At 61.4% G+C, this 26,559-nt stretch carries 24 protein-coding genes and 2 tRNA genes; 2 read left to right on the top strand and 24 right to left on the bottom strand.

What is annotated here, in order from left to right:
• Positions 1-63 precede the first annotated feature (63 nt).
• Positions 64-549, top strand: a complete 486-nt coding sequence (locus ACEXKH_RS06275) for a cob(I)yrinic acid a,c-diamide adenosyltransferase (RefSeq protein ID WP_373573488.1) — start codon at positions 64-66, stop codon at positions 547-549.
• Between the two features lie 22 nt (positions 550-571).
• Here ACEXKH_RS06275 and ACEXKH_RS06270 read toward each other — a convergent pair whose 3' ends face one another.
• From ACEXKH_RS06270 to thyA, 4 genes are all read right to left on the bottom strand, one after another.
• Positions 572-1,921 carry an MATE family efflux transporter gene (locus ACEXKH_RS06270; RefSeq protein ID WP_329737974.1) on the bottom strand — a complete coding sequence of 450 codons (1,350 nt, stop codon included), beginning with the start codon at positions 1,919-1,921 and terminating at the stop codon, positions 572-574.
• 125 nt (positions 1,922-2,046) lie between these two features.
• Positions 2,047-2,961, bottom strand: coding sequence for a TrmH family RNA methyltransferase (locus ACEXKH_RS06265; protein ID WP_152068073.1), 915 nt, complete (start codon positions 2,959-2,961; stop codon positions 2,047-2,049).
• Positions 2,962-3,070: 109 nt separating this feature from the next.
• Positions 3,071-3,589: a dihydrofolate reductase gene (locus ACEXKH_RS06260; RefSeq protein ID WP_373573487.1), complete on the bottom strand. Its 519-nt coding sequence runs from the start codon at positions 3,587-3,589 to the stop codon at positions 3,071-3,073.
• A 9-nt stretch (positions 3,590-3,598) separates the two neighbouring features.
• The gene (gene thyA, locus ACEXKH_RS06255) at positions 3,599-4,447 is read right to left on the bottom strand and encodes a thymidylate synthase (RefSeq protein ID WP_117629294.1); all 849 of its coding nucleotides are present in this window, start codon (positions 4,445-4,447) and stop codon (positions 3,599-3,601) included.
• Between the two features lie 166 nt (positions 4,448-4,613).
• Here thyA and ACEXKH_RS06250 point away from each other — a divergent pair, with 166 nt between their 5' ends.
• Positions 4,614-5,372, top strand: coding sequence for a DUF134 domain-containing protein (locus ACEXKH_RS06250; RefSeq protein WP_373573486.1), 759 nt, complete (start codon positions 4,614-4,616; stop codon positions 5,370-5,372).
• Between the two features lie 120 nt (positions 5,373-5,492).
• On the opposite strand, the gene ffh is transcribed toward ACEXKH_RS06250, so the two are convergent.
• From ffh to truB, 20 genes are all read right to left on the bottom strand, one after another.
• Positions 5,493-6,968: a signal recognition particle protein gene (ffh, locus tag ACEXKH_RS06245; RefSeq protein WP_138374833.1), complete on the bottom strand. Its 1,476-nt coding sequence runs from the start codon at positions 6,966-6,968 to the stop codon at positions 5,493-5,495.
• A 10-nt stretch (positions 6,969-6,978) separates the two neighbouring features.
• Positions 6,979-7,896 (bottom strand): signal recognition particle-docking protein FtsY, encoded by a 918-nt coding sequence (ftsY, locus tag ACEXKH_RS06240; protein WP_373573485.1) that lies wholly within the window; start codon positions 7,894-7,896, stop codon positions 6,979-6,981.
• Entirely contained in the window at positions 7,896-11,432 is a 3,537-nt protein-coding gene (gene smc / locus ACEXKH_RS06235) for a chromosome segregation protein SMC (protein WP_373573484.1), read from the bottom strand. Before smc ends, ftsY begins: the two co-directional genes overlap by 1 nt.
• A 10-nt stretch (positions 11,433-11,442) precedes the next feature.
• A complete protein-coding gene (rnc, locus tag ACEXKH_RS06230) occupies positions 11,443-12,168 on the bottom strand; it encodes a ribonuclease III (RefSeq protein ID WP_373573483.1) in 726 nt (241 codons plus the stop codon).
• Between the two features lie 3 nt (positions 12,169-12,171).
• On the bottom strand, positions 12,172-12,414 hold the full coding sequence (locus ACEXKH_RS06225) for an acyl carrier protein (protein WP_035138134.1): 243 nt from the start codon (positions 12,412-12,414) through the stop codon (positions 12,172-12,174).
• A 124-nt stretch (positions 12,415-12,538) separates the two neighbouring features.
• Entirely contained in the window at positions 12,539-13,558 is a 1,020-nt protein-coding gene (plsX, locus tag ACEXKH_RS06220; RefSeq protein ID WP_373573482.1) for a phosphate acyltransferase PlsX, read from the bottom strand.
• 87 nt (positions 13,559-13,645) lie between these two features.
• Positions 13,646-13,825, bottom strand: coding sequence for a 50S ribosomal protein L32 (rpmF, locus tag ACEXKH_RS06215; protein WP_022094017.1), 180 nt, complete (start codon positions 13,823-13,825; stop codon positions 13,646-13,648).
• A 64-nt stretch (positions 13,826-13,889) separates the two neighbouring features.
• Positions 13,890-14,444 (bottom strand): YceD family protein, encoded by a 555-nt coding sequence (locus ACEXKH_RS06210; protein WP_373573481.1) that lies wholly within the window; start codon positions 14,442-14,444, stop codon positions 13,890-13,892.
• Entirely contained in the window at positions 14,444-14,941 is a 498-nt protein-coding gene (locus ACEXKH_RS06205) for a hypothetical protein (RefSeq protein WP_022094019.1), read from the bottom strand. Before ACEXKH_RS06205 ends, ACEXKH_RS06210 begins: the two co-directional genes overlap by 1 nt.
• A 68-nt stretch (positions 14,942-15,009) precedes the next feature.
• On the bottom strand, positions 15,010-15,507 hold the full coding sequence (gene coaD / locus ACEXKH_RS06200) for a pantetheine-phosphate adenylyltransferase (RefSeq protein ID WP_373573480.1): 498 nt from the start codon (positions 15,505-15,507) through the stop codon (positions 15,010-15,012).
• Positions 15,500-16,144: a 16S rRNA (guanine(966)-N(2))-methyltransferase RsmD gene (gene rsmD / locus ACEXKH_RS06195; protein ID WP_373573479.1), complete on the bottom strand. Its 645-nt coding sequence runs from the start codon at positions 16,142-16,144 to the stop codon at positions 15,500-15,502. Before rsmD ends, coaD begins: the two co-directional genes overlap by 8 nt.
• The gene (gene recG / locus ACEXKH_RS06190; RefSeq protein ID WP_373573478.1) at positions 16,141-18,318 is read right to left on the bottom strand and encodes an ATP-dependent DNA helicase RecG; all 2,178 of its coding nucleotides are present in this window, start codon (positions 18,316-18,318) and stop codon (positions 16,141-16,143) included. Before recG ends, rsmD begins: the two co-directional genes overlap by 4 nt.
• 9 nt (positions 18,319-18,327) lie before the next feature.
• Positions 18,328-19,989 carry a DAK2 domain-containing protein gene (locus ACEXKH_RS06185; RefSeq protein WP_373573477.1) on the bottom strand — a complete coding sequence of 554 codons (1,662 nt, stop codon included), beginning with the start codon at positions 19,987-19,989 and terminating at the stop codon, positions 18,328-18,330.
• 27 nt (positions 19,990-20,016) lie between these two features.
• Positions 20,017-20,373, bottom strand: a complete 357-nt coding sequence (locus tag ACEXKH_RS06180; protein WP_022093773.1) for an Asp23/Gls24 family envelope stress response protein — start codon at positions 20,371-20,373, stop codon at positions 20,017-20,019.
• A 195-nt stretch (positions 20,374-20,568) separates the two neighbouring features.
• A tRNA-Asn gene (locus ACEXKH_RS06175) sits at positions 20,569-20,643 on the bottom strand.
• Positions 20,644-20,677: 34 nt separating this feature from the next.
• Positions 20,678-20,752: transfer RNA gene (locus ACEXKH_RS06170), tRNA-Asn, on the bottom strand.
• Between the two features lie 298 nt (positions 20,753-21,050).
• The gene (gene rpoD, locus ACEXKH_RS06165; protein WP_373573476.1) at positions 21,051-22,391 is read right to left on the bottom strand and encodes an RNA polymerase sigma factor RpoD; all 1,341 of its coding nucleotides are present in this window, start codon (positions 22,389-22,391) and stop codon (positions 21,051-21,053) included.
• A gap of 110 nt (positions 22,392-22,501) precedes the next feature.
• Positions 22,502-24,616, bottom strand: coding sequence for a DNA primase (gene dnaG, locus ACEXKH_RS06160; RefSeq protein WP_161145272.1), 2,115 nt, complete (start codon positions 24,614-24,616; stop codon positions 22,502-22,504).
• Entirely contained in the window at positions 24,609-25,616 is a 1,008-nt protein-coding gene (gene ribF / locus ACEXKH_RS06155) for a riboflavin biosynthesis protein RibF (RefSeq protein WP_373573475.1), read from the bottom strand. The genes dnaG and ribF overlap by 8 nt, the downstream gene beginning before the upstream one ends.
• Positions 25,613-26,545: a tRNA pseudouridine(55) synthase TruB gene (gene truB, locus ACEXKH_RS06150; protein ID WP_373573474.1), complete on the bottom strand. Its 933-nt coding sequence runs from the start codon at positions 26,543-26,545 to the stop codon at positions 25,613-25,615. The genes ribF and truB overlap by 4 nt, the downstream gene beginning before the upstream one ends.
• Between the last annotated feature and the right edge of the window lie 14 nt (positions 26,546-26,559).

The following is a 26,559-nucleotide window of genomic DNA, read 5'->3' as shown; positions in this document are numbered from 1 at the left end:
AATGTTTTCTAGAATACCCAACCCGGACGGCGATAAACCGACGCCGGGCACGAAAGGACAGAGATGGCATCACTGGAAGTCGGCAAGGTTCAAATCTATACGGGCGACGGCAAGGGCAAGACGACGGCTGCGCTGGGGCTCGCGCTGCGCGCCACGGGCTATGGACTGAACGTACTCATGCTTCAGTTTGCCAAGAAGCTGCACTGCGCCGAACATGATGCGGCGCCGCGCCTGGGGCTGCGTATTGTGCAGGCCGATCGCGACACGCCCGAGGCTTGCGCCGCGCAGATCATGGAGCTTGCACGCGAGCAGATTAGCGAGGTTGACGTGCTCATTCTGGACGAACTCGGCGAAGCGATGCGTCGCGGCTTTGTGACACGCGAGGATATCGAAGCACTGATTGCGATAAAGCCCGCCACCACGGAGCTCGTACTCACCGGCCGTGGCTTGCTGCCCCTCGCCGACCTTGCCGACCTAGTAACCGAAATGCGCCCCGTCAAACACTACTTCGACGAAGGCCTCCTAGCCCGCCAAGGCATCGAATACTAGCCATTGCGGACGTCCCCAATGGCTAGGCGGTGGCGCGGCCTAGCCAGTTGCCGCTGTGGTGGTAGATGGTGAACATTATGGCGGTGATGAGCCAGGTTACGGGGTAGACCAGCAGCAGGTGCTCAAGCGACGGATCGAACGGCATAATCGCAAACACCCAGATCACCCTGAGCACGACGGTGCCAAAAATCGTGAGCAGCATGGGCTGCAAGCTCACGCCGGCGCCGCGGATGGAACCCGAGGCGTTCTCGATAATCGAGAAAATCGCATAGAACGGCGCAATGAAATGGAGGATGGTCGTGGTGTACGCCGAAATCGAAGCATCGTCGACAAACAGGCGCGACAACGGACCCGAGAACACCAGCAGCACGGCAGACAGGCCACCAATGAGCATAAACGACAGCACGAGCGACGTATGGTAGCCCTTTCGCATGCGCTCGTAGTTGCGCGCCCCAAAGTTCTGTGCCGAGAACGTGGTAATCGACACGCCAAGCGCCTCGGTAACCATCCAGACAATGCCATCCAGGCGGCCCGAAAGACCCCAAGCCGTGGTGACATCGGCACCAAACGAGTTGACCGACACCTGAATCAAAACGTTGGAAATCGAATACGCAGCAGACTGAAAGCCAAGCGGCAGACCACACGAAATCATGCTCTTACAAATACCAGGATCAATGCCGAGTTTGGACAGTGAAAGCCGCCACGCACCCGGTGCGTGCATCATACGAATCACGATCATCGTGGCATTGGAGCAAATGGTCAGCGCCACCGCGATGCCGCAGCCCAGAGCCTCCATATGAAGTACGGCAACGAAGATGACATCCAGCACCGCATTAACAAGGCAGCCGGAAGCGATGATCACAGCGGGCCCGCGCGTGTCGCCCACGGCGCGCAGCAATGCCGTTCCCATATTGAGCAGCAGCGCCGCAACCATGGCGGCAAAATAGCAACGGGCATAGGCCACGCCCTCGGCCAATAGTTCATGCGGCGTATTCATAAGCACCAGCATGGGCTCAACGAACACTATGCCAAGAATCGAGAAAACGATTCCGCCCACCAGCGCGAGCGTCATGGCCGTATGGACCGATCGGCTCAGGCGCTCGTCATCGTGCTGGCCAAAAAACTGGCCCGTAATGACCGCGCAGCCGGCACCGACGCCAACGCAAAAGCCAATGCAGAGCTCGGTGAGCACCATCGTGGCCTGAATGCCACCCAGCGCGAGCTTGCCGCCAAACTGACCGACGATATAGGTACCGATAAGCGTGTATGCCTGCTGAAAGAACGAACTAAAGAAGATGGGAACGCACAGCGACAGCAACTGCTGCCAAATGACACCCTGCGTTACATCGATAGCCGTAGATTTCTTAGCCACACGCCCTCCCCACTAGCGTACGTCATACAACAAAACGGCAATTTAAGACCAAAGCCGACACCAGCTTAGCACCGACCAGCGTCGGCCGAAACGCCCCGAACCACAGCCCGGTGCGAAATATCTGTTTAGTGATACAGCCCCGGCTGGTAGTGGTACTCGTTGCTCACATGCGGGCACAGCTGCCAAAAGGCGACAGCACTTGCCGCGGCCACGTTAAGCGAATCGACCCCGTGCGCCATCGGAATGCGCACGGCTCGGTCGCAGCCAGCAATGGTCTTGGCGCCTAAGCCAGCACCCTCGGTGCCCATAAAGATTGCCAGGCGGTCAATCTCCTGCAGCGCGGGATCGTCCAACGACACCGAATCATCCGTCAACGCCATCGCGGCACACGAAAAGCCGGCATCGTGCAGCGCCGCCAGCCCATCATGCGGCCATACGCGCGCCTCGCTGCCAATGCGTGTCCAGGGCACCTGGAACACCGTGCCCATGCTCACGCGGGCCGAGCGACGGTACAGCGGATCGCAGCACGTCGGACTGACCAAAATACCGTCGACATTGAGCGCAGCCGCCGAGCGGAAAATCGCGCCGACGTTGGTGTGGTCGACAATGCCCTCGAGCACGCACACGCGCACCGGGCGCTCCCCCGCCGCCTCGACGACGCCACCCAAGAACTCGGCTACCGGAATCTGACGCGGGCGACGGAACGCCGCGAGCGCACCGCGCGTCACGTTAAAGCCCGTCAGCTGCTCCATAAGCTCCATCGAGGCCACGAACACGGGAACCGGGCCCGCACCTTCGCGTACCGCCAGGCGCTCAAACAGCGGCATCATCTGGTCGAGCCAGCGTTCGCCCAAAAGAAAGCTCACCGGCTCGTATCCGGCACGCACTGCGCGCTCGATAACCTTGGCACTCTCGGCGATAAAGATGCCCTTTTGCGGCTCCAGCACGCAGCGCAGCTCACGCTCGGTCAGTCGCACGTAGGCATCAAGCCGCTCGTCCTCGAGCGAATCGATTCGCAGCACCTCAACGGCATCAGTCATAGCAGCCAGCCCGCACCTTTCTTTGCAGCACCTATACAAATATCGGGGCAACGCCATGCGCTGCCCCGCCACTCATTCCAACCCGATAATACCGAAGGGATAATCGAGTTTACGCATCAACGCGACGATACGTCACGAACTCATAATCGAGACCCTCGTCACCCTCGCCCGCGGCAATCGTGGCAACACCGCCACGCCGCGCAATCTCCCACGCGGAATCGGCATCCAGATCGGGAAAGTACGTATCCACGTCATGCACGCAATGGTTATGCGTAACCTCGGCCTCGACGCAATACGGCAAGAACTGTCGATACACCTCGCCGCCGCCAATCACCCACGCAATGGGCTCATCGGCCACGGCGGCCAAGGCCTCGACGACGCTATGCACCACGTCGACACCCTCGGCAGCAAAGCTCTCGTCGCGGGTGAGCACGATATTGCGGCGATTCTTGAGCGGTCGTCCGCCGGGAAAACTCAGAAGTGTCTTGCGTCCCATAATGACCGGGCAACCTTTGGTGCACGCTACAAAATGGCGCATATCGGAGCGATTGGACACGACCATGTCACCCTCGCAGCCAATGCCCCAGTCATCGCACACAGCGACAATGGCAGAAAGCTTACACGTCATGCGCGTCACCTACACCGCAATGGGGATGTTCTTGACCTGCGGGCCGTGCTCATAGCCCTCAACAATCAGATCATCGGTCGTAAACGCGTAGAAATCATGCACATCGGGGTTGAGCGTTACCTTGGGCGCGGCAAACTGCGGACGCTCGATAAGCTCGCGGACGATATCGACATGACGGTCGTAAATATGGGCATCGGCGATCACGTGCAGCAACTCGCCGGGAATCATATCGACCGACTGCGCAACCATCATCAGCAGAATGGCATACTGGCACACATTCCAGTTGTTCGCGGCCAAAATGTCCTGGCTACGCTGGTTGAGAATCATGTTGAGCGTCGGTTTGTCATCCTGCGGGCGCTGCGTCACGTTATACGTCACGCTGTAGGCGCACGGATACAGGTGCATCTCGGACAGATCGCTAAACACATAGGTGTTCGTCATAATGCGGCGGCTGTACGGCGTGTTCTTAAGGTCGTACAGCACGCGGTCCATCTGGTCAAAGTCACCCTCGGCATAATGGCTCTTCTGGCCAATCTGATACCCGTAGGCCTTGCCGATGGAACCGGTCTCGTCGGCCCACTCATCCCAGATATGGCTGTTGAGGTCATGCACGTTATTGGACTTCTTCTGATAGATCCATAGGATCTCGTCCATGGCAGATTTGAGGGCCGTACGACGCAGGGTAAGCGCGGGAAACTCCTCACGCAGGTCGTAGCGGGCCGTGACACCAAAGTTTTTAATGGTATAGGCAGGGGTGCCATCCTCCCACACCGGGCGGACCTTTTGGCCCTCGGTGGTGGTGCCATGGTCCAGAATATCGCGGCACATGGTTACAAACTGTTGATCAGCTTTGCTCATTGACCCTCCTGTCAGTCGCCTACAAGCGAGATTCATTGTAGCCCAGGCGCACGCAGCCCCACAGCCCAAACATAAGCCCTCATTTTCTGACATAAGCCAGAAATTCCTTGCGCAAATCTGTGCGTTCGCTATTCTATTGTTGACATATGTCAGATAAGGAGTGCACATGGCAGGAAGACGCGAGAAAATACGCCGCGTCGGGATTATCCCCGAATACCGCGGCTTTATCCCTGACGGCCTGGCGAGCGGCGATGCCATCGACATGACGGTCGACGAACTCGAGGCGCTGCGCCTGTGCGACCTGGAAGGCCTTAACCAAGAGGCAGTCGCACAGCAGATGGGCATTGCCCGCGCCACGGTGGCGGCAATCTGCAGCCGCGCGCATCGCAAGGTGGCAAACGCGCTGGTCAACGGACGAGCGCTCATCATCGAGGGCGGCAATATCGCGTACTCCCCCATCACCACAGTGACGGCCGTATGGCCAGCAAAGGAGGTCGACACCATGAGGGTGGCAACCACGTACGACAACGGCAACATCTTTATGCACTTTGGCCGCAGCGAGCAGTTCAAGATCTACGACATTCAAGACGGCAAGGTGCTCAACGAGCAGGTCGTGGGCACCGGCGGCACCGGCCACGGTGCCCTTGCGGGCCTGCTCGCCAACGGTGGCGTGGACACGCTCATCTGCGGCGGCATCGGCGGTGGCGCTATCAACGCGCTTGCCCAAGCCGGCATCACGGTATACGCAGGTGCCCAGGGCAGCTGCGACGCTTGCGTCGAGGCCCTTATCGCCGGCACGCTCGCACAGAACGGCGAGGCCACGTGCGGCTGCCACGGCCATGACCACGACCACGAGCATGGCGACTCCTGCAGCTGCCACGGCCATCACGAGCACGAGGGCCACGAGGGCTGCAGCTGCCACTAACGGCACGGTACCGCGAGCTCGGGGCGCGACGCTGAACGCAGCCCAACAATCAAAGCCAACAACAAAGGCCACCCGGTAGCTTCCGAGTGGCCTTTGCCATATCAAGCTGGAATTACAGCCCTATTTCTTATTGCGCATCTGCGCTTCCATCTGGCGCAGCAGCTCCATATCGGACTTGGGACCGCCCGTGCCCAGGCCGCCCATACCGCCCAGACCCATAGCGTCCAGGCCAGGGATATTGGGCATGCGCATCTTCTTGCCCTTCTTACCCTTTTTGCCCTTCTTGCCGCCGGCCTGCGCTTGATTGGCCATCGTGCGCATGCGGCCCATCATCTTGTTCATCTCGCCCCACTGCTTCATAAGGCTGTTGACCTCGGTGGGGGTTACGCCGGCGCCCCTGGCGATACGGGCGCGACGCTGGCCGTTGATAATGGAGGGGCGAAGGCGCTCCTCCTTGGTCATCGACATGATGATGGCCTCGTTCTTATCGAAGATGCCCTCGTCCAGGTTGCCGCCCATCTGGTTGAGGGCGCGCTGGCCACCGGGGAGCATACCCAGAATGCCCTTCATGCCGCCCATCTTCTTGACGGCTTTCATCTGGTCGAGCATATCGTTCATGGTAAAGCCCTCGCGCAGCATACGCTCGGCAGCCTCGAGCTGCTCTGCATCGGCTGCCTCCTGGGCCTTCTCGATGATGCCGACGACGTCGCCCATGCCCAAAATGCGCTTGGCCATGCGATCGGGATAGAACGGCTCCAGCGAATCGGGTTTCTCGCCCATGCTCACAAACTTGATGGGCTTACCGGTCACCTGACGCACCGAAAGTGCGCCACCGCCACGGGCATCGCCGTCGAGCTTGGAGATGATCACACCGTCAAAGTCGGTGCGATCGGCGAAGGTCGAAACGACGTTGACGATGTCCTGGCCGGTCATGGCGTCGACGACCATCAGCACCTGGTCGGGCTTGACGGCCTTCTTGATGTCGACGGCCTCCTGCATCATCTGCTCGTCGATCTGAAGACGACCGGCGGTATCGACGATGACCACGTCACGCAGGTGGTCGACGGCCTCTTGGATGGCGCCCTTGGCAATATCGACCGGGTGCGCGCCGTCACCGCGGAAGACCGGCACGCCGATCTCGCCACCGAGCGTGGCCAGCTGGTCGGCAGCGGCGGGACGGTAGACATCGCACGCGGCGAGCAGCGGCGAGCGGCCCTGCTTCTTGAGCAGGTAGGCCAGCTTTACGGCCGCCGTGGTCTTACCGGAGCCCTGCAAGCCCACGAGCATAATGACATTGGGAATGCGGTTGCTAAAGACGAGCTTGCTCTCGGTTGAGCCGAGCATCTCGGTGAGCTCGTCGAGCACGATCTTGACGACGTTTTGCGCCGGCGACAGCGACTCCATGACCTCGGCGGTCATGCAGCGCTCCTTGGTCTTGGCGACGAACTCCTTGACGACCTTAAAGTTAACGTCGGCCTCGAGCAGTGCCATGCGAATATCGCGCATGGCCGAAGTAATATCGGCCTCGGTCAGCTTACCCTTGCCGCGCAGGCGGTCAAATGTGTCGTTGAGGCGATCGCTCAGGGAATCAAACACTGGTTACTCCTTAGTTGGACTCGCCCACCAGGGCGCGGCAGAAATCTTTGGCGTTAAACTCCTGCAGGTCATCGACCTGCTCGCCCACGCCGATGCGCAGGATCGGGAGCTTGAGCTTCTCGGCCACGGCCATGGCAATACCGCCCTTAGCCGTGCCGTCGAGCTTAGTCATGATAATACCGTCCAGGCCCAGCGCCTCGTTAAACTCGAGCGCCTGGTTCAGACCGTTCTGACCAGTGGCGGCATCGATCACAAGCACGACCGAGACCGGCATGGGACCGGCGGCCATATTGGCGGCGCGCTTACGGGTCACATTGACCACCTTGGCGAGCTCGCGCATGAGCTCGGGACTCGTGTGCAGACGGCCGGCGGTATCGATGAGCACCAGGTCGCTGCCGCGCTTATCGGCCTCGTCGAGCACGTCATAGCACACGCTCGCAGGATCGGAGCCGCGGTCACGCTTGATAACCGGTACGCCGGCACGCTGACCCCACACATCGAGCTGCTCGATAGCGGCGGCGCGGAAGGTGTCGGCCGAACCGATAACCACGTTCTTGCCGCGGGCGGCCATGGCGCTCGCAATCTTGCCGACCGTGGTGGTCTTGCCGGCGCCGTTGATACCGACAAACAGCACGCAGCTCGGCGTATCGGAAAACGGGTCGCGCTCAACAGGCACAAAATGGCCCTCGAGCTGCTCGGCCAGGGCGCGACGAAGCTGCGGGGCGGTCTTGAGGTTCTTCTTGGCAGCGGCGTCGCGCAGGTCATCGGAGACCTGAATGGCGACCTCGGCACCCATGTCACCCATAACGAGGGTGTCCTCAAGGTCCTCCCAAAATTCCTCGTCGACCTCGCCGCCAAAGTAAAAGACCTCGTTGAGGGCCTCGCGGCTGCGCTCAAGTCCGCGCGAGAGTGCGTCAAAGAATCCCATTATGCATTCACGACCTTTCCGGTTTCGCGATCGAGTTTTTGCGAGACGACGCGACTGACGCCGTCGGCTTGCATCGAGACGCCGTAGAGAACGTCAGCATCCTCCATAGTACGGCGCTGATGCGAGATTACCAAGAGCTGCGTATCGGAACGCAGCACATCGAGAGCACCGATGAGCTTGGACAGGTTGGCGTCGTCAAGTGCCGCCTCGACCTCGTCCAGCACATAGAACGGCACCGTGCGCGTACGGTACACGGCAAAGAGCAGGGCGAGCGCCGTCAGGCTCTTCTCGCCACCCGACATGAGCATCATCTTGGTGATGCGCTTGCCGCGCGGCTGCGCCACGACCTCAATGCCCGTCTCGGCCGGATGCTCGGGATCGGTCATCTCAAGGTGAGCCTGACCGCCTGGGAAGAGCATGGCGAAGATCTCGCGGAAATTCGCGTCGACCTTCTCAAAGGTCACCAGGAACGCCTTGCGCATCTTGCGGTCGATCGCCACGGTGATCTTGGTGAGCGCCTTGCGCGCGCTCTCCAGATCGGCAAGTTGCTCCTCGATGTAATCGGCGCGGCGCTTGAGCTGCTCGTACTCCTCCATGGCAACCTGGTTCACGGGGCCCAGATTGTTGATCTGGCGCACGAGCTGGTTGAGCTCGCGCTCGGCGGCGTCGCGGTCGGTGGGCGCCGGCAGCATGAGCGCTTCCTCGAGCACCGTGGTACCGTCAGCGGTGATGGCCTTGATGGCAGCCTCGACCTGCACCTCGAGCTTGCCGCGCGCCACCTTGAACTCATTTTGCGTCGTGGCGGCAGCATCGACCCTCTCTTTGGCGCGGGCGACCTCGGTCTTGGCGTCCTCGATGGTCTTCTTAAGCGAAGCCGAGTCCGCTTCCTCGAGCGAAGCCTGATCGCGCAGGCGCGCAGCCCAGTCCGAGGCGCGCTCCAACAGGGCAGAATAGCGCTCGTGCATGGGATCGACGCGAAGGCGCAGCAGCTCAAGCGAGCGCGAGGCCTGGCGTGTTCCGCGGATACGGCGGTCGATGCCCTCCAGGCGATGCTCCAGGTCGGGCACGCGGCCCCTCAGAGAACGAAGACGCTCGCTCGTCTGAGCCAGGCGCACCTTAGCGTCGGCGAGCTTACCGGCGGCCTCGGAATCGTCACGGCGCACGCGATCGAGCTCGTCGTTGGCCTCGGCAATCTGCAGGCCCAGGTCGCTCGCCTGCGCACGAGCCTCGTCACGCGAACGAGTGAGCTCGTCCACTCGCGGACGCGCAGCGCGAACGGCCTGGGCAGCCTGCTCGCGGCGCTTGGAAATGCGCACGCGCTCGACCTCGGCATTGTTGGCACTCTGCTCCAGGCGGCCGATCTCGGACAGCAGGGAGCGGCGCTCGCCCTCAAGGCGGGCGATCTCACCGGCAGCATCGCCCTCTGCAGCACGGGCCTCCTCAACGGCCGCATTGGCCTCGACGACCTGATCAGAAACATACTCAAACGCGGCAGCAAGATCGGGCTCCAGGCCTTCCAGCTCGCGGATACGACGCTTGCGCTCCAGGGCGCCCGAAGCCTCACCGGCATCAAGCCCCACGCGAACCAGGCCGCCGCAGGCAACGCGTGCGCCATCGGGAGTCACATAGGTCACGCCATCAACGACCGGCGCGGACAGCGCGGCAGCCAAGTCATCGACCACGTAATAGTCGCCGAGCAATGCCTCGACGACCGGACCGTAGCCCGCACGCACGGACAGACGATCAACAAGACGGGTACCGGCGGCACCCTCGGCAGCCGCAGAGCCGCTCACGCTGCGCGCCACCAGCAGCGCCTCGCCCGAGGCCTTCTTCTGGTCCAGCGCAGCGCGACCGGCGCGCTCAAGTGCGGCAGCGTTATCGAACAACAGGGCATCGATATCGCCGGCGAGCAGCTGCTCAACCAGGCCCTCAAGCTCACGAGGTGCCTCGAGCACATCGCCCAGACGACCCGAGACATCGTCGCCCAGCGCGCCCACCAGACGGCTTACGAGCGGCGAGCTGTCGGCCATGCGAGCATCAAGCTTCTTTTGGCTGGCAAGCTCCGAGCGCACCTCGGACAGCTTGTTGCGTGCCTCGCCTTCGCGGGCACGCAGGTCCTTGAGGGCAGCCCGTGCCGTCTCGGTGGCCTCGCGCGCATCGCTCTGGGCCTGACGAGCCGCATCAAGGGCGCTCTCAAGCTCCTCAGCACGGTCGCGGCGGCTATCAAGCGATGCCGTGACCTCCTCGAGCTGTTCATCGATCTGCTCCAGGCGCGAGGCATACATGTTGTCCTCGACCTCGGCATTGGAAAGCGAATCCTTCACCTTGGCGAGCTCGAGCGCAGCATTATCGGCAACGCGCTGCACATCGCGCTGCTCGCGCGTAAGCTGCGAAATCTGATTGTCGAGCGCAACGCGACGCTCGTGGAGCTCGGCGGCGGCAGGACCAGCGGCGTCAACGTCCTCCTGGGCCTGCATATGCGCGCCGGTCACTTCCTCGAGCTGAGCACGTGCGTCCTCGAGCTCCTCGACCACGCGACGGCGCTGATGCTCGGAGCTCGAGATCTGGCCACGCATGTCGGACAGGCGCGACACCATGTTATGGCCCTTTTCCTCGAGCAGACGCATGTCTGAGTTAATGCGACCGACCACGTCTTGCATATGGCGGCGCTGCTCGCCCAAGTCGCCCACAAACAGGCCCTTTTCCTCGAGCATAACTTGGAGCTTCTCGAGCTCGCGCTCCTTTTCACCTAAGCGGTATTGCGCAAGCTCAAGCTCGGCAGCGCCCTCCTTAGAGCGGCTCTCAAGGTCGTTCCACTGCGATTGCAGCGAACGCAGCTCGTCAACGGCCAGCATCTGCGTAAGCTCGTTCGCGCGCGAGGACAGCTCTTTGTACTTGCGCGCGCGATCGACCTGACGCTCCAGCGGTCGCAGCTGACGGGCGATTTCCTTGTTGATATCGCGGGCACGGGTCAGGTGCTCGTCCATCGATTTGATCTTTTTGAGCGCACGCTCCTTGCGACGCTTGTGCTTGGAGATGCCGGCGGCCTCCTCAATAAGGGCACGGCGCTCCTCGGGGCGGCTCTGCAAAATGGCATCGAGCTTGCCCTGGCTGATGATGGAATGCGTATCCTTGCCCAGACCCGAGTCGTGCAGGATGTCCTGGATGTCCATCAGGCGGCACGGGCTCGAGTTGATGAGGTACTCACTCTCGCCCGAGCGATACATGCGGCGGGTGATGGCCACCTCGTCAAAGTCGACGGGCAGCATATGGTCCGAATTGTCGAGAACCAGCGTAACCTCGGCCACACCCACCGGCTTGCGCGCCGACGAGCCCGAGAAGATGACGTCTTCCATGGCCTGGCCACGCAGCTGCTTGGCGCTCTGCTCGCCCAGGACCCACAGGATCGAGTCGGAGATGTTCGATTTTCCCGAGCCGTTGGGACCGACGATGACGGTCAGGCCCGGCTCAAACGTCATATGGGCGCGGTCGGCAAACGACTTGAACCCTTTGAGCGTGAGGGACTTGAGATACACGGTTCCTCGCTTAAACAGGCTTCTTGTTCAGGATCACGCCGTTGGTGGTGTAACCCATGCGGTCGAGTGCCTCAAGCGCGGCAGCTCCCTCGGCCTCCTTCTTGGAGGAACCGGTGCCGCGGCCCTGGCGGATACCGTCGATGAGCACCACGGCGGTAAAGGTCGGTGCGTGTGCCGGGCCCTCAGAGCCAACGAGCTTGTACGCCGGAGGCTCGTGGCCGTCAGCCTGCACGCACTCCTGCAAAAACGACTTGGGGTTCGCAGGATGCTCGGCACGCTCGGAGGCCAAATGGGGCTTAAGCGTACGGTGGATAAAGTCCGCCGCAACGTCCCAGCCGGCATCCAGGTACAGGGCGCCCACGAGCGACTCGTAGACGTTCTCGAGCGCCGAATGCAGGCCGCGCGCGCCCGTGCCGGTCTCGGAGGCACCAAAGATGATGATGTCGTCGATGCCCAGCTCATGGGAGACATCGGACAGCGTGGCACCCGAGACGAGCGACACCTTCAGGCGCGTAAGCTTGCCCTCGTCAAACTCGGGATAGGACTCAAAGAGCGAGCGGGCAACCACGGCGCCCAAAATGGAATCGCCCAAAAACTCAAGGCGCTCATAGCTCGCCGAGACGGGCTGACCTTCCACGGCAGAGGGGTGCGTGAGCGCCGCGCGCAGCAGCACCTTGTTATTGAACTCGTGGCCCAGGATTTCCTGGGCGCGCGCGAGTCGTTGAGATAAAGCCAAGACTTAGGCCTCCTTGGCGTTTTCAATAGCGTCGACAGCGTCGGCGACAGAGTTGAGCGACAGCAGGGTCTCGTCATCGATCTCGAGGTCGAACTCGTCCTCGATGGCCGTCACCAGCTGCAGACGCTCGAGCGAATCGGCATCGAGATCGTCAAAGGTAGTCTCGTCGCTAATGTCGGCGACATCGACGCCCAGAACGTCAGCGGCGACTTCGGCGATCTTATCGAAGATTTCGGAGCGGTCCATAGCGCTTCCTCTCGTATTGCGTGAACAACAACGCGCTGGCGCCGCAAGTGCAGCACCAAGACACGGTTTTGATTCTACCCCACGACGAAGGCCGCGAGGCACATAACAGCGCTCTAACTCGCTCCTACAAAACGATGCCGTCCATAGAGTTGGCAACGTTCTCGACCAGCCCGGCGCGCACGGCCTCCGCCGCGGCGAGCGTACCGTTTTTGACGGCCTCGACCGAGGTGGCACCGTGGCCGATCAGCACCACGCCACGCAGGCCCAGCAGAATCGCGCCACCCTTAGCATCGCCCGAGAGCTTTGCCTTGATCTCGCGCATCTGCTTTTTGATGAGCAGCGCGGCGATCTTGGTGCCGAGCGAAGCCATAAAGGCACCCTTGAGCTCTTGCAGCAAAAACTTAGCGGCGCCCTCGGTTGCCTTGAGCGCGATGTTGCCCGACATGCCATCGGCAACGACGACGTCGAAGTTACCCGAGGTCAGGTCGGTGCCCTCGCAGTTGCCCACAAAGCCGGGAACGGCGGCCTTCATGGCAGGGAAGCACGCCTTGGTAAAGTTGGAGCCCTTCTCATCCTCGGTGCCGTTGCCGAGCAGACCGACGCGGGGATGCTCAATGCCCAAGACGACGCGTGCATAGGCGCTACCCATCTGGGCAAAACGCACCATGTCGTCGACCTCGACATCGGGGTTGGCGCCCATGTCGCACAGGACCGTCAGGCCGCCGGCGCGGTTGGGCAGTGCATTGGTGAGGCACGGACGCACCGGCTGCTTCTTGCCCTCTGCCAAATACCTAAACGGCGTCACGTAGGCGGTAGCGGCAGCGGTCATGGCGCCGGTGGAGCCGGCAGAGAAGAACGCATCCGCGTTACCCTTCTTGATAGCGCGGCAGGCAAGCACGATCGAAGACTTGCGCTTGGTCATCACGGCTCGAATGGGGTCGTCATCCATGGCGATGACATCGGGCGCCTCCAAGGCCTCAACGCGAGCGTGAGCCGCGGCAAAGGGGTTCACGATCTCTGCGGGACCGACGGCCAAGACCTCGATATCGGGATCCGCAGCAAGCGCCGCCTCGATACCGTCGAGGACAACCTGAGGCTTCTCGTCTCCGCCCACAACGTCTACACAAACGCGAACGTTACTCATATACATACTCCTTATACAAAAATGGCCGACTCATTGAGCCGGCCATTGTGGTTCCAGTTGGAACGGCATCGCATCCAGAGTATACAGTTACTCGGTAACGATAACCTCGCGGTCCTTGTAGAAACCGCAGCTGGGGCACACGTGGTGCGGGAGCTTGACAGCACCGCAACGGGGGCACGTGGACTGAGCCGCAGCCGAGATCTTCATGTTGGCGGAACGGCGGGTGTGAGTGCGGATACGACCCTGCTTTTGTTTAGGTACGGGCATAGTGACCTTCCTTATGAACTATCCAGTGTGGCGATTACGCGCAAGTAGCGATACTACCACAGTTTTACTCGTCAAGCTTGAGATTCTTCAATGCTGCAAATGGATTTTCCGTGGCAGCGGCCCATTCGGCCTCTGCTTGAGCGGCGCAATCGCATTGCTCGACGTTGAGATTGATGCCGCAGGTGGGGCACAGGCCGCGGCAATCGGGCTTGCACAGGACAACGAACGGCGTGTCCATGACAACCGCGTCGTTGATGGGCTCGCCCAGATCGACGATGCGATCCTCGCCCAGCAGCTCGTAGCCGTCTTCGTAGGCCTCGGGGTCCTCGGGCTCGTTAAAGAGATAGAATTCCTCAATCTCACCGGCGATATCAAACGAAGCGGGCTCCAGGCAACGGTCGCACTCACCGGTTGCGTGCGCGCGGACCATGCCCGTAAGCAGAACACCGGTGCCGGCATTGGTAAAGACCACGTCGTAGTCAATGCCGTCCTGCAGCTGGTACTCCTTCTCGCCCACCGTATAGGCGGTGACATCGACCTTGCCGGTCAGCGGATACGAGTCTCCGGGAAACTCGAGCTGCTCGGAAAGATCGACGGTAACGTTCGGGAACTCAGCCATTACCACTGACCATTCTGCTGGGCGGCACCCTCGTTAAGCTGCTGGCGACAACGGGTGACGGTGCCGGTCAGGCTCTTGAGGTTCTCCTCGAGGTGCGTAAAGACCTGCTCGGCGTAATCTTCGGCGGCATAGCGAGTCTCGCGCTCATACTGCTGGGCACGGTCGCGGATGTCGTCGGCCTGCTGCTGCGCTAAGCGAACGATCTCCTGCTCACCAGCAATGGTGAGGGCCTGCTGTTGAGCATCGGCGATGATGGAATCGGCCTGAGCGGCGGCGGAAGCCATAAGCTCCTCGCGCTCCTTGAGGATACGGCGGGACTTCTGCCATTCCTCGGGATAGCTCATGCGGATCTCGTCGAGGATGTTAAAGAAGACGTCGGCGTCGATAACCTTCATCTGGGCGTTCTTGCCGAACGGCGTCTTAGCCTCTTCGATGAGCCCCTCGAGCTCGTCGACAAGACTCACAATCCTGTCGCCAGGAAAATTCTCGCCCGGCATCCGGTCTCCTTTCATAGGTAACAAATCATCGTGTTAGTTTACCACATGCCACCAGGCATTAAAAAACGTCACGAAAAGCGATGTTTAAGCGCCTTGACCACATTGGGCGGAACAAAATTAGAGACGTCGCTACCGAGCGAGGCAATCTGGCGAACCACCGAGCTCGAGATATAGCCGTACTGCGGCGCACTCATGACAAAGATGGACTCCAGCTCGCTATCCAGGCGGTAGTTGAGGTCGGCCTGCTGCAGCTCGTACTCAAAGTCGGTCATGGCACGCAGGCCCTTGACCACGGCTCCTGCTCCCTGTTCGCGGGCAAAATCGACCAAGAGGCCGGTGAAGGGCAGCACCTCGACGCCGTCAATATCACCGAGCGCTTCACGGGCCAGCGCTACGCGCTCATCGAGCATAAACGTGGTGCCGACGCCGTTTTTGCCCTGCGACTCGGCAACGGCCACGATCACGCTGGGAAAGATGCGGCGGGCGCGGCGGATGACGTCGATATGGCCAAACGTTATGGGATCGAAGGTGCCCGGGACAATCACGCGGTTGATGGTGTCATTCATGGGCGTCCTCCAAAGGCGCATCCTCGTCATTGTCGCTGTCGTCGGCGTTGTCGGCCTCATTCGTGGCCGACCAGCGCAGCAAGTCAACCGAGGTTATGCCGTAGCGCTTCTCGCGCACGGTCTCAAAGCCGGCCGGGTGAGCGCCCGTATCGGCCGCGGCGTGCTCAAAGAGCGCGTAGGCGCCCTGTGCCAGCAAGCCTTGCTGAGCTAGGTTCTGTAGCAGCTCCTCGACCGGCTCGGCGCCAAAAGTATAGGGCGGGTCGAGCAGGACCAGGTCAAAGGGACCGCCCGGCATGCGGCCGCGCGAGGCGCTTGCCAGCACGTCACCCGTCACCACGCGCCAACGCGCACGGTCACGGCAGAGCGACTCGATATTCTTGGTAATCAGACGAGCAGCGTTGCGATCGATCTCGAACGTGGTGAGCGAGCGGGCACCGCGCGAGAGCATCTCAATGCCCAAGGCGCCGGAGCCGCCAAAGGCATCCAGCACGCGGACCTCGTCCAGATCGAAGTCGAATGCCGACATGACCATAGATGCGCACGCCTCGCGCACGCGATCAGTCGTGGGGCGGGTGACATCGCGACCACGGGGCTCCCCGATCTTACGACCGCGCCATTCGCCGCCGATGATTCTCATCCTCCGCTGACCTCCTTAAAGATGTGTCGATACCGCATGGCGACCGCATCGCGTAGAGGGCGCGTCGCCACAGAGTCAAGGTTGCAAGCATACCGCAAGAGCTCGACCGCGTCCAAATGGGCCCACTCGATCAATTCCTCGTCGGCATCGAGGTCAACAAAGCGCAAGGTCACGCCGCCATGCTGGCGGTAACCCAGGATTTCGCCCTCGTGGCGCAGACGCAGGTCCATCTGGGCGAGCGTAAAGCCGTCCGAGGTCTTCTCGAGCGACTGGAGGCGGTCTTGTGCCGCCGACGCGCCGCCGTTGCCCTTGGAGTGCGTCATGACCAGGCACGTACCCGACACGCTGCCGCGGCCTACGCGCCCGCGCAGCTGGTGCAAGGCCGCCAAACCAAAGCGCTCGCCATTCTCGATAACCATGACGGTGGCGTTGGGCACGTCAACGCCCACCTCGACCACCGTGGTCGAGACGAGCACATCGATCTCGCCACGCTTAAAGGCATCGATGACCCGGTCTTTCTCCCCCGCCGGCATGCGGCCATGAAGACGCTCGATGGTAAGCCCCGGTAATGCCAGACGAAGGCGATCGAGCTCGGTCGCCGTGTCATGTAACGGCACGGGCACGGTCACGCGGCCTTCGTCGTCGCGAGCGATGCCGGGTACGTCTTCGAGCTCATCGGCCGAATCGCTCGGCTCCACGAGCGGACAGATCACGTAGGCCTGCTGCCCTTTTTCGTGCGCCTCTCGAATGGCGCCATAGGCCAGGTCGCGACTCGACTCGGTGAGAACGCGCGTCGTCACGCCGGCACCCGGAACGGGACGATGGCGGATGATGCTCGTATCCAGGTCGCCGTACACCGAAAGCGCCAGCGTGCGCGGGATCGGCGTAGCAGTCATGACCAGCAAGTCGGCACCCGGGCCTTTTGCGCGCAGGGCGTTACGCTGACCCACGCCAAAGCGGTGCTGCTCGTCGATCACCACAAGCGACAAATGCTTGAACGTGACGTTCTCCGAAAGCACCGCATGGGTACCAAAGAGCACGTCGAGCTCGCCAGACTGGAGCCGAGCATGAATCTGTTCACGCTCGGCCGCCGGCGTGGCGCCCGTCAGGAGTGCCCAGTTCATGCCAGCTTGCGAGAGCAAGGGGCCGGTCTTATCGGCATATTGACGCGCCAGCACGCCCGTGGGCGCCATAACGCAGGCCTGAGTGCCGCTATCGGCCGCAACCGCCAACGCGCAGGCGGCAACGGCGGTCTTACCGGTACCGACGTCGCCCAGCAGCAGACGGTTCATCACACGACCGCCATCGCACATGTCATGCAGGATGTCTTGAAATGCAACCTCCTGCTCATCGCTCAGCGAAAACGGCAGGGCCTGTTTAAGCGCAGTCAAATGCTCGCCCGCGGCATGCGCATAAGGCACCACGTCGACCATACCGCCATCGTTGCGCAGGCGCAGCGCGAGCTGCAAGTAGAGACACTCCTCGTAGGCAAGACGCCGGCGCGCGATGTCGCGCTCGGCCATGCTCGAGGGAAAGTGGATCGAGCGCAGCGCACGGGCATTGCTCATGAGCTTCCGCTTTGCGCGCAGCGGCGCGGGAATGGGATCGAACGGATTGGCGACCACTTCGAGCGCACCGCTCACGATACGGCGCATCCATGCCTGACTCGCGCCGTCACTTACGTAGTGGACCGGCAAAATGGTACCGGCGGCGCGCCCGTCCTCGAGCTTTTCAAAGTGGGGCGAGGCCATCTGCTTAAAGCCATAGGCAAATTCGACCTTGCCCATAACGGCCAGGCGGTCGCCCTGCTTGAACTGCTGGGCAATCCAGGGCTGACGGAAAAAGGCGACTTGCAGCACGCCCGTCTCGTCCACGAGCGAGACCTCAGTCACCTGCATACGCGGACGGGGCTGCTTTTGAACGATACGGTCGACCGTGGCGATGATGGTGCACACGGTACCGATGGGCGCCATCTCGATGGACCACGAGCGAGTAAAGTCCAGGTAGCGATGAGGAATATGGAGAAGGAGGTCCCCCACCGTCCGAATTCCCAGACGGCGAAGGGCCTCCTCACGTTTACCCGAAACATATTTGAGTCGCGCGATATCCTCGTCGAGCGCATTGCTCTGGGCAAAGCGCTCCGAGACGCGCGGCACGGAGCACAGCTCGGACATAGGCAGAGCCTACTCGATCGAGAAGATCACGGGATAGAGCGGCTGCTCGCCACGATGGGCGTCGATCTCCAGATCGGGCTGAGCTTCCTCGATGGCATCGACGATCTCCTGGAAGGCCTCATCGGACAGCTCCTCGCCGGCCAGAATCGTCAGCGCGTCGCCCTCCTCTTCCTCCTGCATACGGTTGATGCAGTCGAGCGTGACCTGCTTCACATCGGAGCCGACCACGTCGATGGAGCCGGCTATGATGCCCATGACGTCACCGGAGTGAATCGGCGAGCCGTCGGAGGCGCTGGAGTCGCGCACGGCACGGGTCACCTCGCCATCGCGGACCTCGCTGATGGCGTCGACCATAGCGGCAACGGCATCCTCGAGCTCGGAATCGGGCAGGACCGCGAACAACGCGGAGAAGGCCTGCGGGACGGTCTTGGTGGGAACGACGGCGACCTTCTTGTCGGTGCAGGCAGAAGCGGCAGCCTCGGCAGCCATGCGGATGTTACCGTTATTGGGAAGGATGATGACCGAGGTCGCGTTGACCTGGTCGACGGCGCCCAGCAGGTCGGCGGTCGAGGGGTTCATGGTTTGGCCACCCGACACGATCACATCGACGCCGAGGGACTTGAGGATGTCAGCCTCACCAGAGCCAGCCGCAACGGCGACAAAGCCCAGGGCCTTCGCGGGCTCGGCGGCCTTCTCCTGGTCCTCATGGATCTTAGCGGTACGGTCGTGGGCCTCCATCTCCATGTTGTGGATAAAGACCTCATAGATCTGACCGAGCTGAAGCATGTGCTCGAGCACCAGGTTGGGGGTGTTGGAGTGCACGTGGATCTTGTAGTCGGGATAGGCACCAACGAGCAGCTCACAGTCGCCCATAGAGCCCAGGAACTTCAGACACTCGTCCTCGTCAAACGGGGCATCGGCCTTAAAGAGGAACTCGTTGCAGTAGCGGAACTCCGAGCCCTCCCAGTCGTCGTTGGCCTCGATCTCCACGCGGTCAAGAGCGGCGTCACGGGCAGAGCCAGCGGAATCGAACGTAGCGGAGAAATCCTCGACCACGGCGCTGCGGCCAAGGGCAGCGGCAACAAAGTTCTCCAAGAAGATGGCAAAGCCAAAGGCGCCGGAGTCGACCACGCCGTTCTCCTTGAGGACGGGCAGCAGGTCGGGCGTGCGGGCGACGGACTGGTAAGCCTCGACGACGATGGCGTCGAGAACATCCTCGGCAGAGAACTTCTTCTTCTCGCACTCGTCTGCCTTCGTCGAAACATCACGCAGGACCGTGAGGATTGTGCCCTCGATGGGCTTACGAACAGCCTGGAAGGCAACCTTGACGGCGCGACGGAAGGCGAAGGCGATATTGGCGGACGTAATGGGCTCATCGGCAGAGACAAGGCCCTCGGCCACGCCGCGCAAGATCTGCGAGGTGATGACGCCGGAGTTGCCGCGAGCACCCATCAGGGAGCCGTGGGTAATGGCGCCAGCAATGGCCTCCATGTCGGCATCGGCGGGAAGGGCGGAAAGCTCCTTGGTCACCGAGGCGAGCGTGAGCGACATGTTGGTGCCGGTGTCACCGTCGGGTACGGGGAAGACGTTGAGCTTGTTGATCTCCTCGGCCTTTTCGGAAACGGCAGCCGCAGCGATCGGAAAACAGGTGCGAATGGTCTTTGCAATCATGAGTGGTGAAATCTCCGTATTCGGATGCTAGTTCAGACGGCTCTTGAGCGCGTCGATGTGAATGCCGATCTTAAGGCTGGCGGGATCGATTTGGGCGATCTCCTGCAGGGTGAAGGCGACGGAGCTCGAAAGATTGTGGCAGACGGACTTCATGTTGACGCCGTTCTCGAGCACGACGTGAAGGTCGACCGTAAGGCCGTTCTCGTCGGCGGAAACAAGCACGCCCTTGCGGAGGCGCTGGCCGGCAAGCAGGCGCACGCTCTCGGCGCCCTGCAGCTGTTCGGCCATACCGACGACGCCGTAGCACGTCATCGCGGCATAACCGGCAATATCGGCAATAACGTCGTTCGAGACGCTCAGGCTGCCGTTAATGGTCTCAGACACAAGAATCTCCTTTTCTTGGTGCTCGCGGCACCATGTCGTGGGAGCAATCATTCCAACATTTTACAACGACCGCGCCATGTTAAGGCCATGGGGTTCGCGATTACATCCTCGACACGAAATGTTGATACGGTAACGTTCGCCACCGGCGATCGCGGCATGAAAAAACCCGCCGCATAAGCGACGGGTTTTAAAGCCTGGCTCCCCGGGTAGGACTCGAACCTACAACAGCGCGGTTAACAGCCGCGTGCTCTACCATTGAGCTACCGAGGAATTTAAAAGCCCAGCGAAATGGGCTGAGAAATTCTGGCTCCCCGGGTAGGACTCGAACCTACAACAGCGCGGTTAACAGCCGCGTGCTCTACCATTGAGCTACCGAGGAATAGGTGCGTGCTCTCAAGCAACGAAGTTTATTATACGGACGAATCAGCTCAGGGCAAGAACTTTTTTAAGAAATTTTCTCGCCATGATCCCTTGGGGACGGCCTAACTGCCGGCACCAGCAACGAAAACGCCGATGTTTTGACAATGCCAGCGAGCGGGCACCAGAGCGAACAAATTGGCATGAAAAGAGGACGGCATAGACCTTCTGGTCATGCCGTCCTCTTTGAATGACAAGTTGTCGCTCTGGTGTCCGCGCAGCGTCGACCAGTTACGGCGTTTGGTAAAACGCCGTAACTACTAAGACTCGATATAGTCTTTCAGCTTGCTCGAGCGACTCGGGTGGCGGAGCTTGGCCAGAGTCTTGGACTCGATCTGGCGGATACGCTCGCGCGTGACGCCAAACTCGCGACCGACTTCCTCGAGCGTGCGGGGATGTCCGTCGACGAGACCAAAGCGCAGCTCGATAACCTTGCGCTCGCGATCGGCAAGCGAGTCGAGCACCTGGGTGAGCTGCTCCTGCAGCATGGAGAAGCTGGCAGCATCGGGCGGAACGATAGCCTGGGAGTCCTCGATGAAGTCGCCCAGCTGGGAATCCTCTTCCTCGCCGATCGGGGTCTCGAGCGACACGGGCTCCTGCGAAATCTTCTGGATCTCACGGACGCGGTCGGCGCTCATGTCCATCTCGGCACCGATCTCCTCGGGGGTCGGGTCGCGACCCAGGTCCTGGAGGAGCTGGCGCTGGACGCGGACGAGCTTGTTGATGGTCTCGACCATGTGCACGGGAATACGGATGGTACGGGCCTGGTCGGCAATAGCGCGCGTAATGGCCTGACGGATCCACCACGTGGCGTACGTGGAGAACTTAAAGCCCTTCTGGTAGTCGAACTTCTCGACGGCGCGGATCAGACCGAGGTTGCCCTCCTGGATCAGATCCAGGAACAGCATGCCACGGCCGACATAGCGCTTGGCGATGGAGACGACCAGACGCAGGTTTGCGCTGATGAGCGCCTGCTTGGCCTCAAGACCAACATTCTCAATACGCGTAAGTCGACGCATCTCGGAGCGTGTGAGTTCAATCTCGCCTGCATCGGCAGCCTCGAGCTTCTCGGTAGCCTCGAGACCGGCCTCGATCTTCATGGCCAGATCGACCTCTTCAGATGCGGTCAGCAGGTCGACCTTACCGATCTCCTTGAGGTACATACGAACTGGGTCGCCGGTCAGCATCACCGTGGAGGCATCGATGCCGCGCACGCGCGAACGCGAACGGGACGTGCGCACGGTGCGCTTCTTCTTGCTCTTGGAAGAGCCCATCTCGGCATCAGCCTGGCGGGCCATCTTAAGCTCGTGATCGTCAAGCGAGCCGGAATCGTGCTCGTCATCGTCGAAATCGTCGGTATCGTTATCGTCATCGTCGACGTCCATCGGGGCGTCGTCGTTTCCGCTCGCGGAGATAATCTGGATGCCGCTGTTGCGCAGCGCGGAATACACCGCGTTGAGCTGCTCATCAGAGACATCGATATCCTTCAGGGCGACCTGAATCTCGTCCTCGGTTACCGAAGTCCTGTTTGAGCCGTTGCCCATGAGCTTTGCAACGTAGGATTCCAGCCCAGTACCCGTGCTCTCAGTCTTTTTTGGCACAGATTCTCCCTTCGTAGTCCACAGGACTCAATACTTTAGCACACACAAAGACGTCTATACCCAAAATAAAGACAGGGTATAGGCGAGAATACGCTGGTTGACCACAACATCTAGGCCTGATCGGCACCTGCGGTCTCCAAACCGATCAAACGGAACGGGTCGGCCACGCCACCGATCGACTTTTGGAGCTCGCGCTGGCGCTGTGAATCTTGCACCGCCTGCATAGTCAGCACGCGACGGGCCTCATCGTCGAGTGAACGGTCCTGACGCAACTTGGCCTGCGCGGCTCGCATGCGACGTTTGATGGTGTAGAGCTCGAGCGTATCGAGCATAAAGACGATGTTCGTCTCGGTCGGGTGCTTACTCGTTGCCGAGATGCGCCCGGCGCTGACAAGCGATGCCGCCTCGGGACACACCGCGCGTGCCGCATCCATGCATGCCGCAGGATCGGTTCCCGGCGGCGTTGCCAGCACGGCCCACGCAATGGACTCGTGACGCGGGTCGACCCACTCGATAGAGCAAATGCGATCGGCATACGTGCGGAACAGATCGGGGTAGCTCGTGAGCATCGTCAGCAGCTCGCGCTCTCCCGCCAGGGATTTCCGCTCCAGATCGGTCAAAACGATCGGCATCGACGGAGCTGCCGCCGCGCTTGAGCTATCGGCAACGGGCGCAGCGCTTTCCATCCCCGCCGGCACATCGATTGGCGGCAGATCCTCGTCGACCTCCACCGGCGCGGCCCCATAGGCATCAAGCGGAACGTAGTCGTACGGGTCCTCCTCGACCGGTGCGGACACCGGCGGCGTCGCACCCGCGGCCCAGGCACCGCGAGACGTCCCCTGCAAACCAGACGCCCGACCGCCCGCGCTGCCCGCGCGCTCAGCTTGCGCGCGTTGACGCTCGTAGTTCTGCTCACGCCGGCGCTCGGCATCCTCGCGCTTGGCGACATCGCGAAACACACGGCCCGAGCTCGCGCGCACGGTCTCCAGGTCCAAACCCAACAGATCGGCAATCTGGATAAAGTACGTGTCGATCATATAGCTGTCGCGCAGCGGATAGATAAGCGTCAGCGCATCCTCGAGCGCTTTGGCGCGACCGCCCGGCGTGGTAATGTCGCTCGACTCCTGCAGTGAACGGTACACAAAGTCCATGAGGGGCTCGGCGGCATCGATGCGCGCCTGCAGCGCCTCGCCGCCATGCGCCGTGATGAACTCCATGGGGTCGTTGCCGTCGGGAAGCACCACGCAGCGCAGGTCCATCGAATCCTGCTCGATAAACTGAATCGCGCGGCGAGCAGCCTTTTGACCGGCGGCGTCGCCATCGAACATATATACAATGCGCTTGGCAAAACGGGTGAGTGTCTTAACGTGATGTTCCGTCAGCGCCGTGCCCAGCGTGGCGACAACGTTTTTGATCCCCGCCTCCCAGCAGGCGATGCAGTCGGTATACCCCTCCACCACGATGGCGGTATCCTGCGCAACGATAAACTCCTTGGCCCAGTTAAAGCCGTAGAGGTTTCGCTTTTTATGAAACACGCTCGTCTCGGCGGTGTTGAGGTACTTAGGCTGACCATCGCCCATAATGCGCCCGCCAAAGGCGATATTGTGACCCTGCTCATCAAAGATGGGAAACATCACACGGTCGTAAAAACGGTCGGCAAGCTGTCCGCGCCCACGGCTCACGGCCACGTTGGCGTCAATCATCTCCTGCGGGGTAAAGCCCGCTTGAGACAGATGCGAAACCAGTGCGTTGCGACCCGGCGCAAAGCCCAGGCAGTAGCGGCGACAGACGTCTCCACCCATGCCACGGCTGGCAAAGTACTCGCGCGGACGGCTGTCCTTACCGCGCATAAGCATGGTGTGGTAGAACTGAGCCGTCTCGGCGCACAGGTCATAGATGCGGGCGCGCTTGGTGCCGCGATCGCGCTGCGCACCGGTATCGTGCAGTTCAATGCCCGCACGATCAGCCAAATAGCGGATCGACTCGGGAAAACTCAGGTTCTCGCGCTTCATGATATAGGTGAAGACGTCGCCGCCCTCGCCGCAGCCAAAGCAGTGCCATACCTGCGTAGCAGGGATAATGTGAAACGACGGGGTCTTTTCGCCATGGAACGGGCAGCAGCCCCAAAACTCATGGCCGCGGGGCTTGAGCTCGACCGTTTCCTGCACGATGGCAACCAAGTCTGACGCCGCGCGTACCTGATCTTTTTCCTCATCGCTAATCACGGATACTCACCCCCTGCTCACCCAAGTTATGACGGATATCGTCGATATTACCCTCGACGGTCGCGATAAGCTCGTCCAGGGAATCGAACACGCGAGACGGACGCAGCCAGCGCGTAAACGCCAGCGACACGGAAGCGCCATACAGGTCGCCCGCATAGCCGATCAAGTTGGCCTCGAGATGCGCCGAGGCGGCATCATCGGCATAGGTCGGCGGCAGGCCGACGTTAACGGCAGCAGGCCATACGGTATCGTCGACCAGCACCAGACCCTCATAGACGCCATCGGCAGGCACTTGGATGCCGTTGGGAACCTGGATGTTTGCCGTGGGAAAGCCCATGTCGGAGCCCTCGTGACGGCCAGCCGCCACAACGCCGCGCAGCATATAGGGACGGCCGAGAAGCTCGGCAGCCAGCTCCACATGACCCTGGCCCAGCTCATGGCGGATGCGCGTGGCGCAGATGGACTGCCCGTTAACGCAGAGCAGGTCGTGACCGTAAACGTCAACCCCACGCCCGGTGCCCCAGGCACGCATCTCGGCAACGCCCGAAGCCCCGCCGCGACCGAGCCTAAAGTCGCTGCCTACACGAATGGAGCGAATATCGACAACGCGCGACAACAGCGCCAGAAACCCGACATGGTCGAGTGCCGCCACGGCGGGCGTAAAGGGAACGGCCACCACCGCATCGACCCCGGTTTGAGCCAGGGCATGCAGGCGGTCAGCCGTCGTCATCAATTTTTGAGCGGGCAAAGGACTCACCACGACGTCCGGGTCAGGATCGAAAGTAATCACGACCGCTTTGCTGCCGTGATCATGCGCATCGCGAATAACCGCGTCGATCAGCTCTTGGTGCCCACGATGCACGCCATCAAACACGCCAATGGCGATCGACGCGGCGCCCAAGAACTCGCACCCATCAAATGCGTCGGCAAAAACGATACGGGCCTCATCCAACTCACCCGCGAAAAAGATACGCGCGAGCTCGTGGGGCGCCAGCATCATCGAACACCGCCGATCGCCTGCGGAAAGACATGCTCCATCACAAAGCGGCCGCCCTCGATACGAGCAAGCGCCTTCAGTCCACCATCGAGCACGAGTGCAAACGGCGCCTTCGCCATATCGAAATCCGCACGCGCGCGTTCAACGGGAATGCGGCGACCACAAAGCAGGTCGTCTGCAAGATTACCCGGCAAATCGACACGCGTGGCGCCAAGGGCGGCGATGGGATCCAGAGCGAAGCCGGCAGCGGACTCGGCAGAGAGCTCCTCTACCGCATGACAGGCGCCAATGGAAACCACGCCGGAGGCCGTACGGCGCAGCGCGGAAATATGCGCAGCACTATCGCAGGCGCGACCCAGATCGCGAGCAAGCGCGCGAATGTAGGTGCCCTTGCTTACCGAAAACGCCACGGTCCAGACGCACGTATCGCCCTCGCCGCCCACGGCGATCAGGTCGGCGGCATAGACCTCGACGGGCCGCGGGGGCAACTCAACCGCATTGCCCTCGCGAGCACTCTTATAGGCGCGAACGCCATTGACCGAGATGGCCGAAAACGCTGGCGGCACCTGCATCTGCGGGCCAAGCATAGCGGCGAGCTGCTCACGGGCGTAAGCGAGATCGCGCAGCTCGGGGGCAACGGGCACCGTGCGGACGGCCTCGCCCTCCGCGTCATCGGTATTGGTCTCGACGCCAAACGAAATGTCGGCGACATAACTTTTGGTATCGAGAGTTAGCATGCCCAGCAGACGGGTCGCCTGGCCCACGCCCACCACCATGACACCCGAGGCCATGGGGTCGAGCGTACCGGCATGGCCGACGCGTCGCTCATGGAGGGCGCGTCGGCACTGCGATACCACGTCGTGGGACGTACAGCCCACCGGCTTATCGACGGCGAGCAGCATATTCAATTGAGAAGGCGTACGACGAGCCATGTACCATCCAAAAT

Source organism: Collinsella aerofaciens ATCC 25986 (genome assembly GCF_964259375.1).
GTDB lineage: Bacteria > Actinomycetota > Coriobacteriia > Coriobacteriales > Coriobacteriaceae > Collinsella > Collinsella aerofaciens_BO.
The sequence above is the reverse complement of the archived record's forward strand: the minus strand, read 5'-3'. Positions and strand labels throughout refer to the sequence as shown.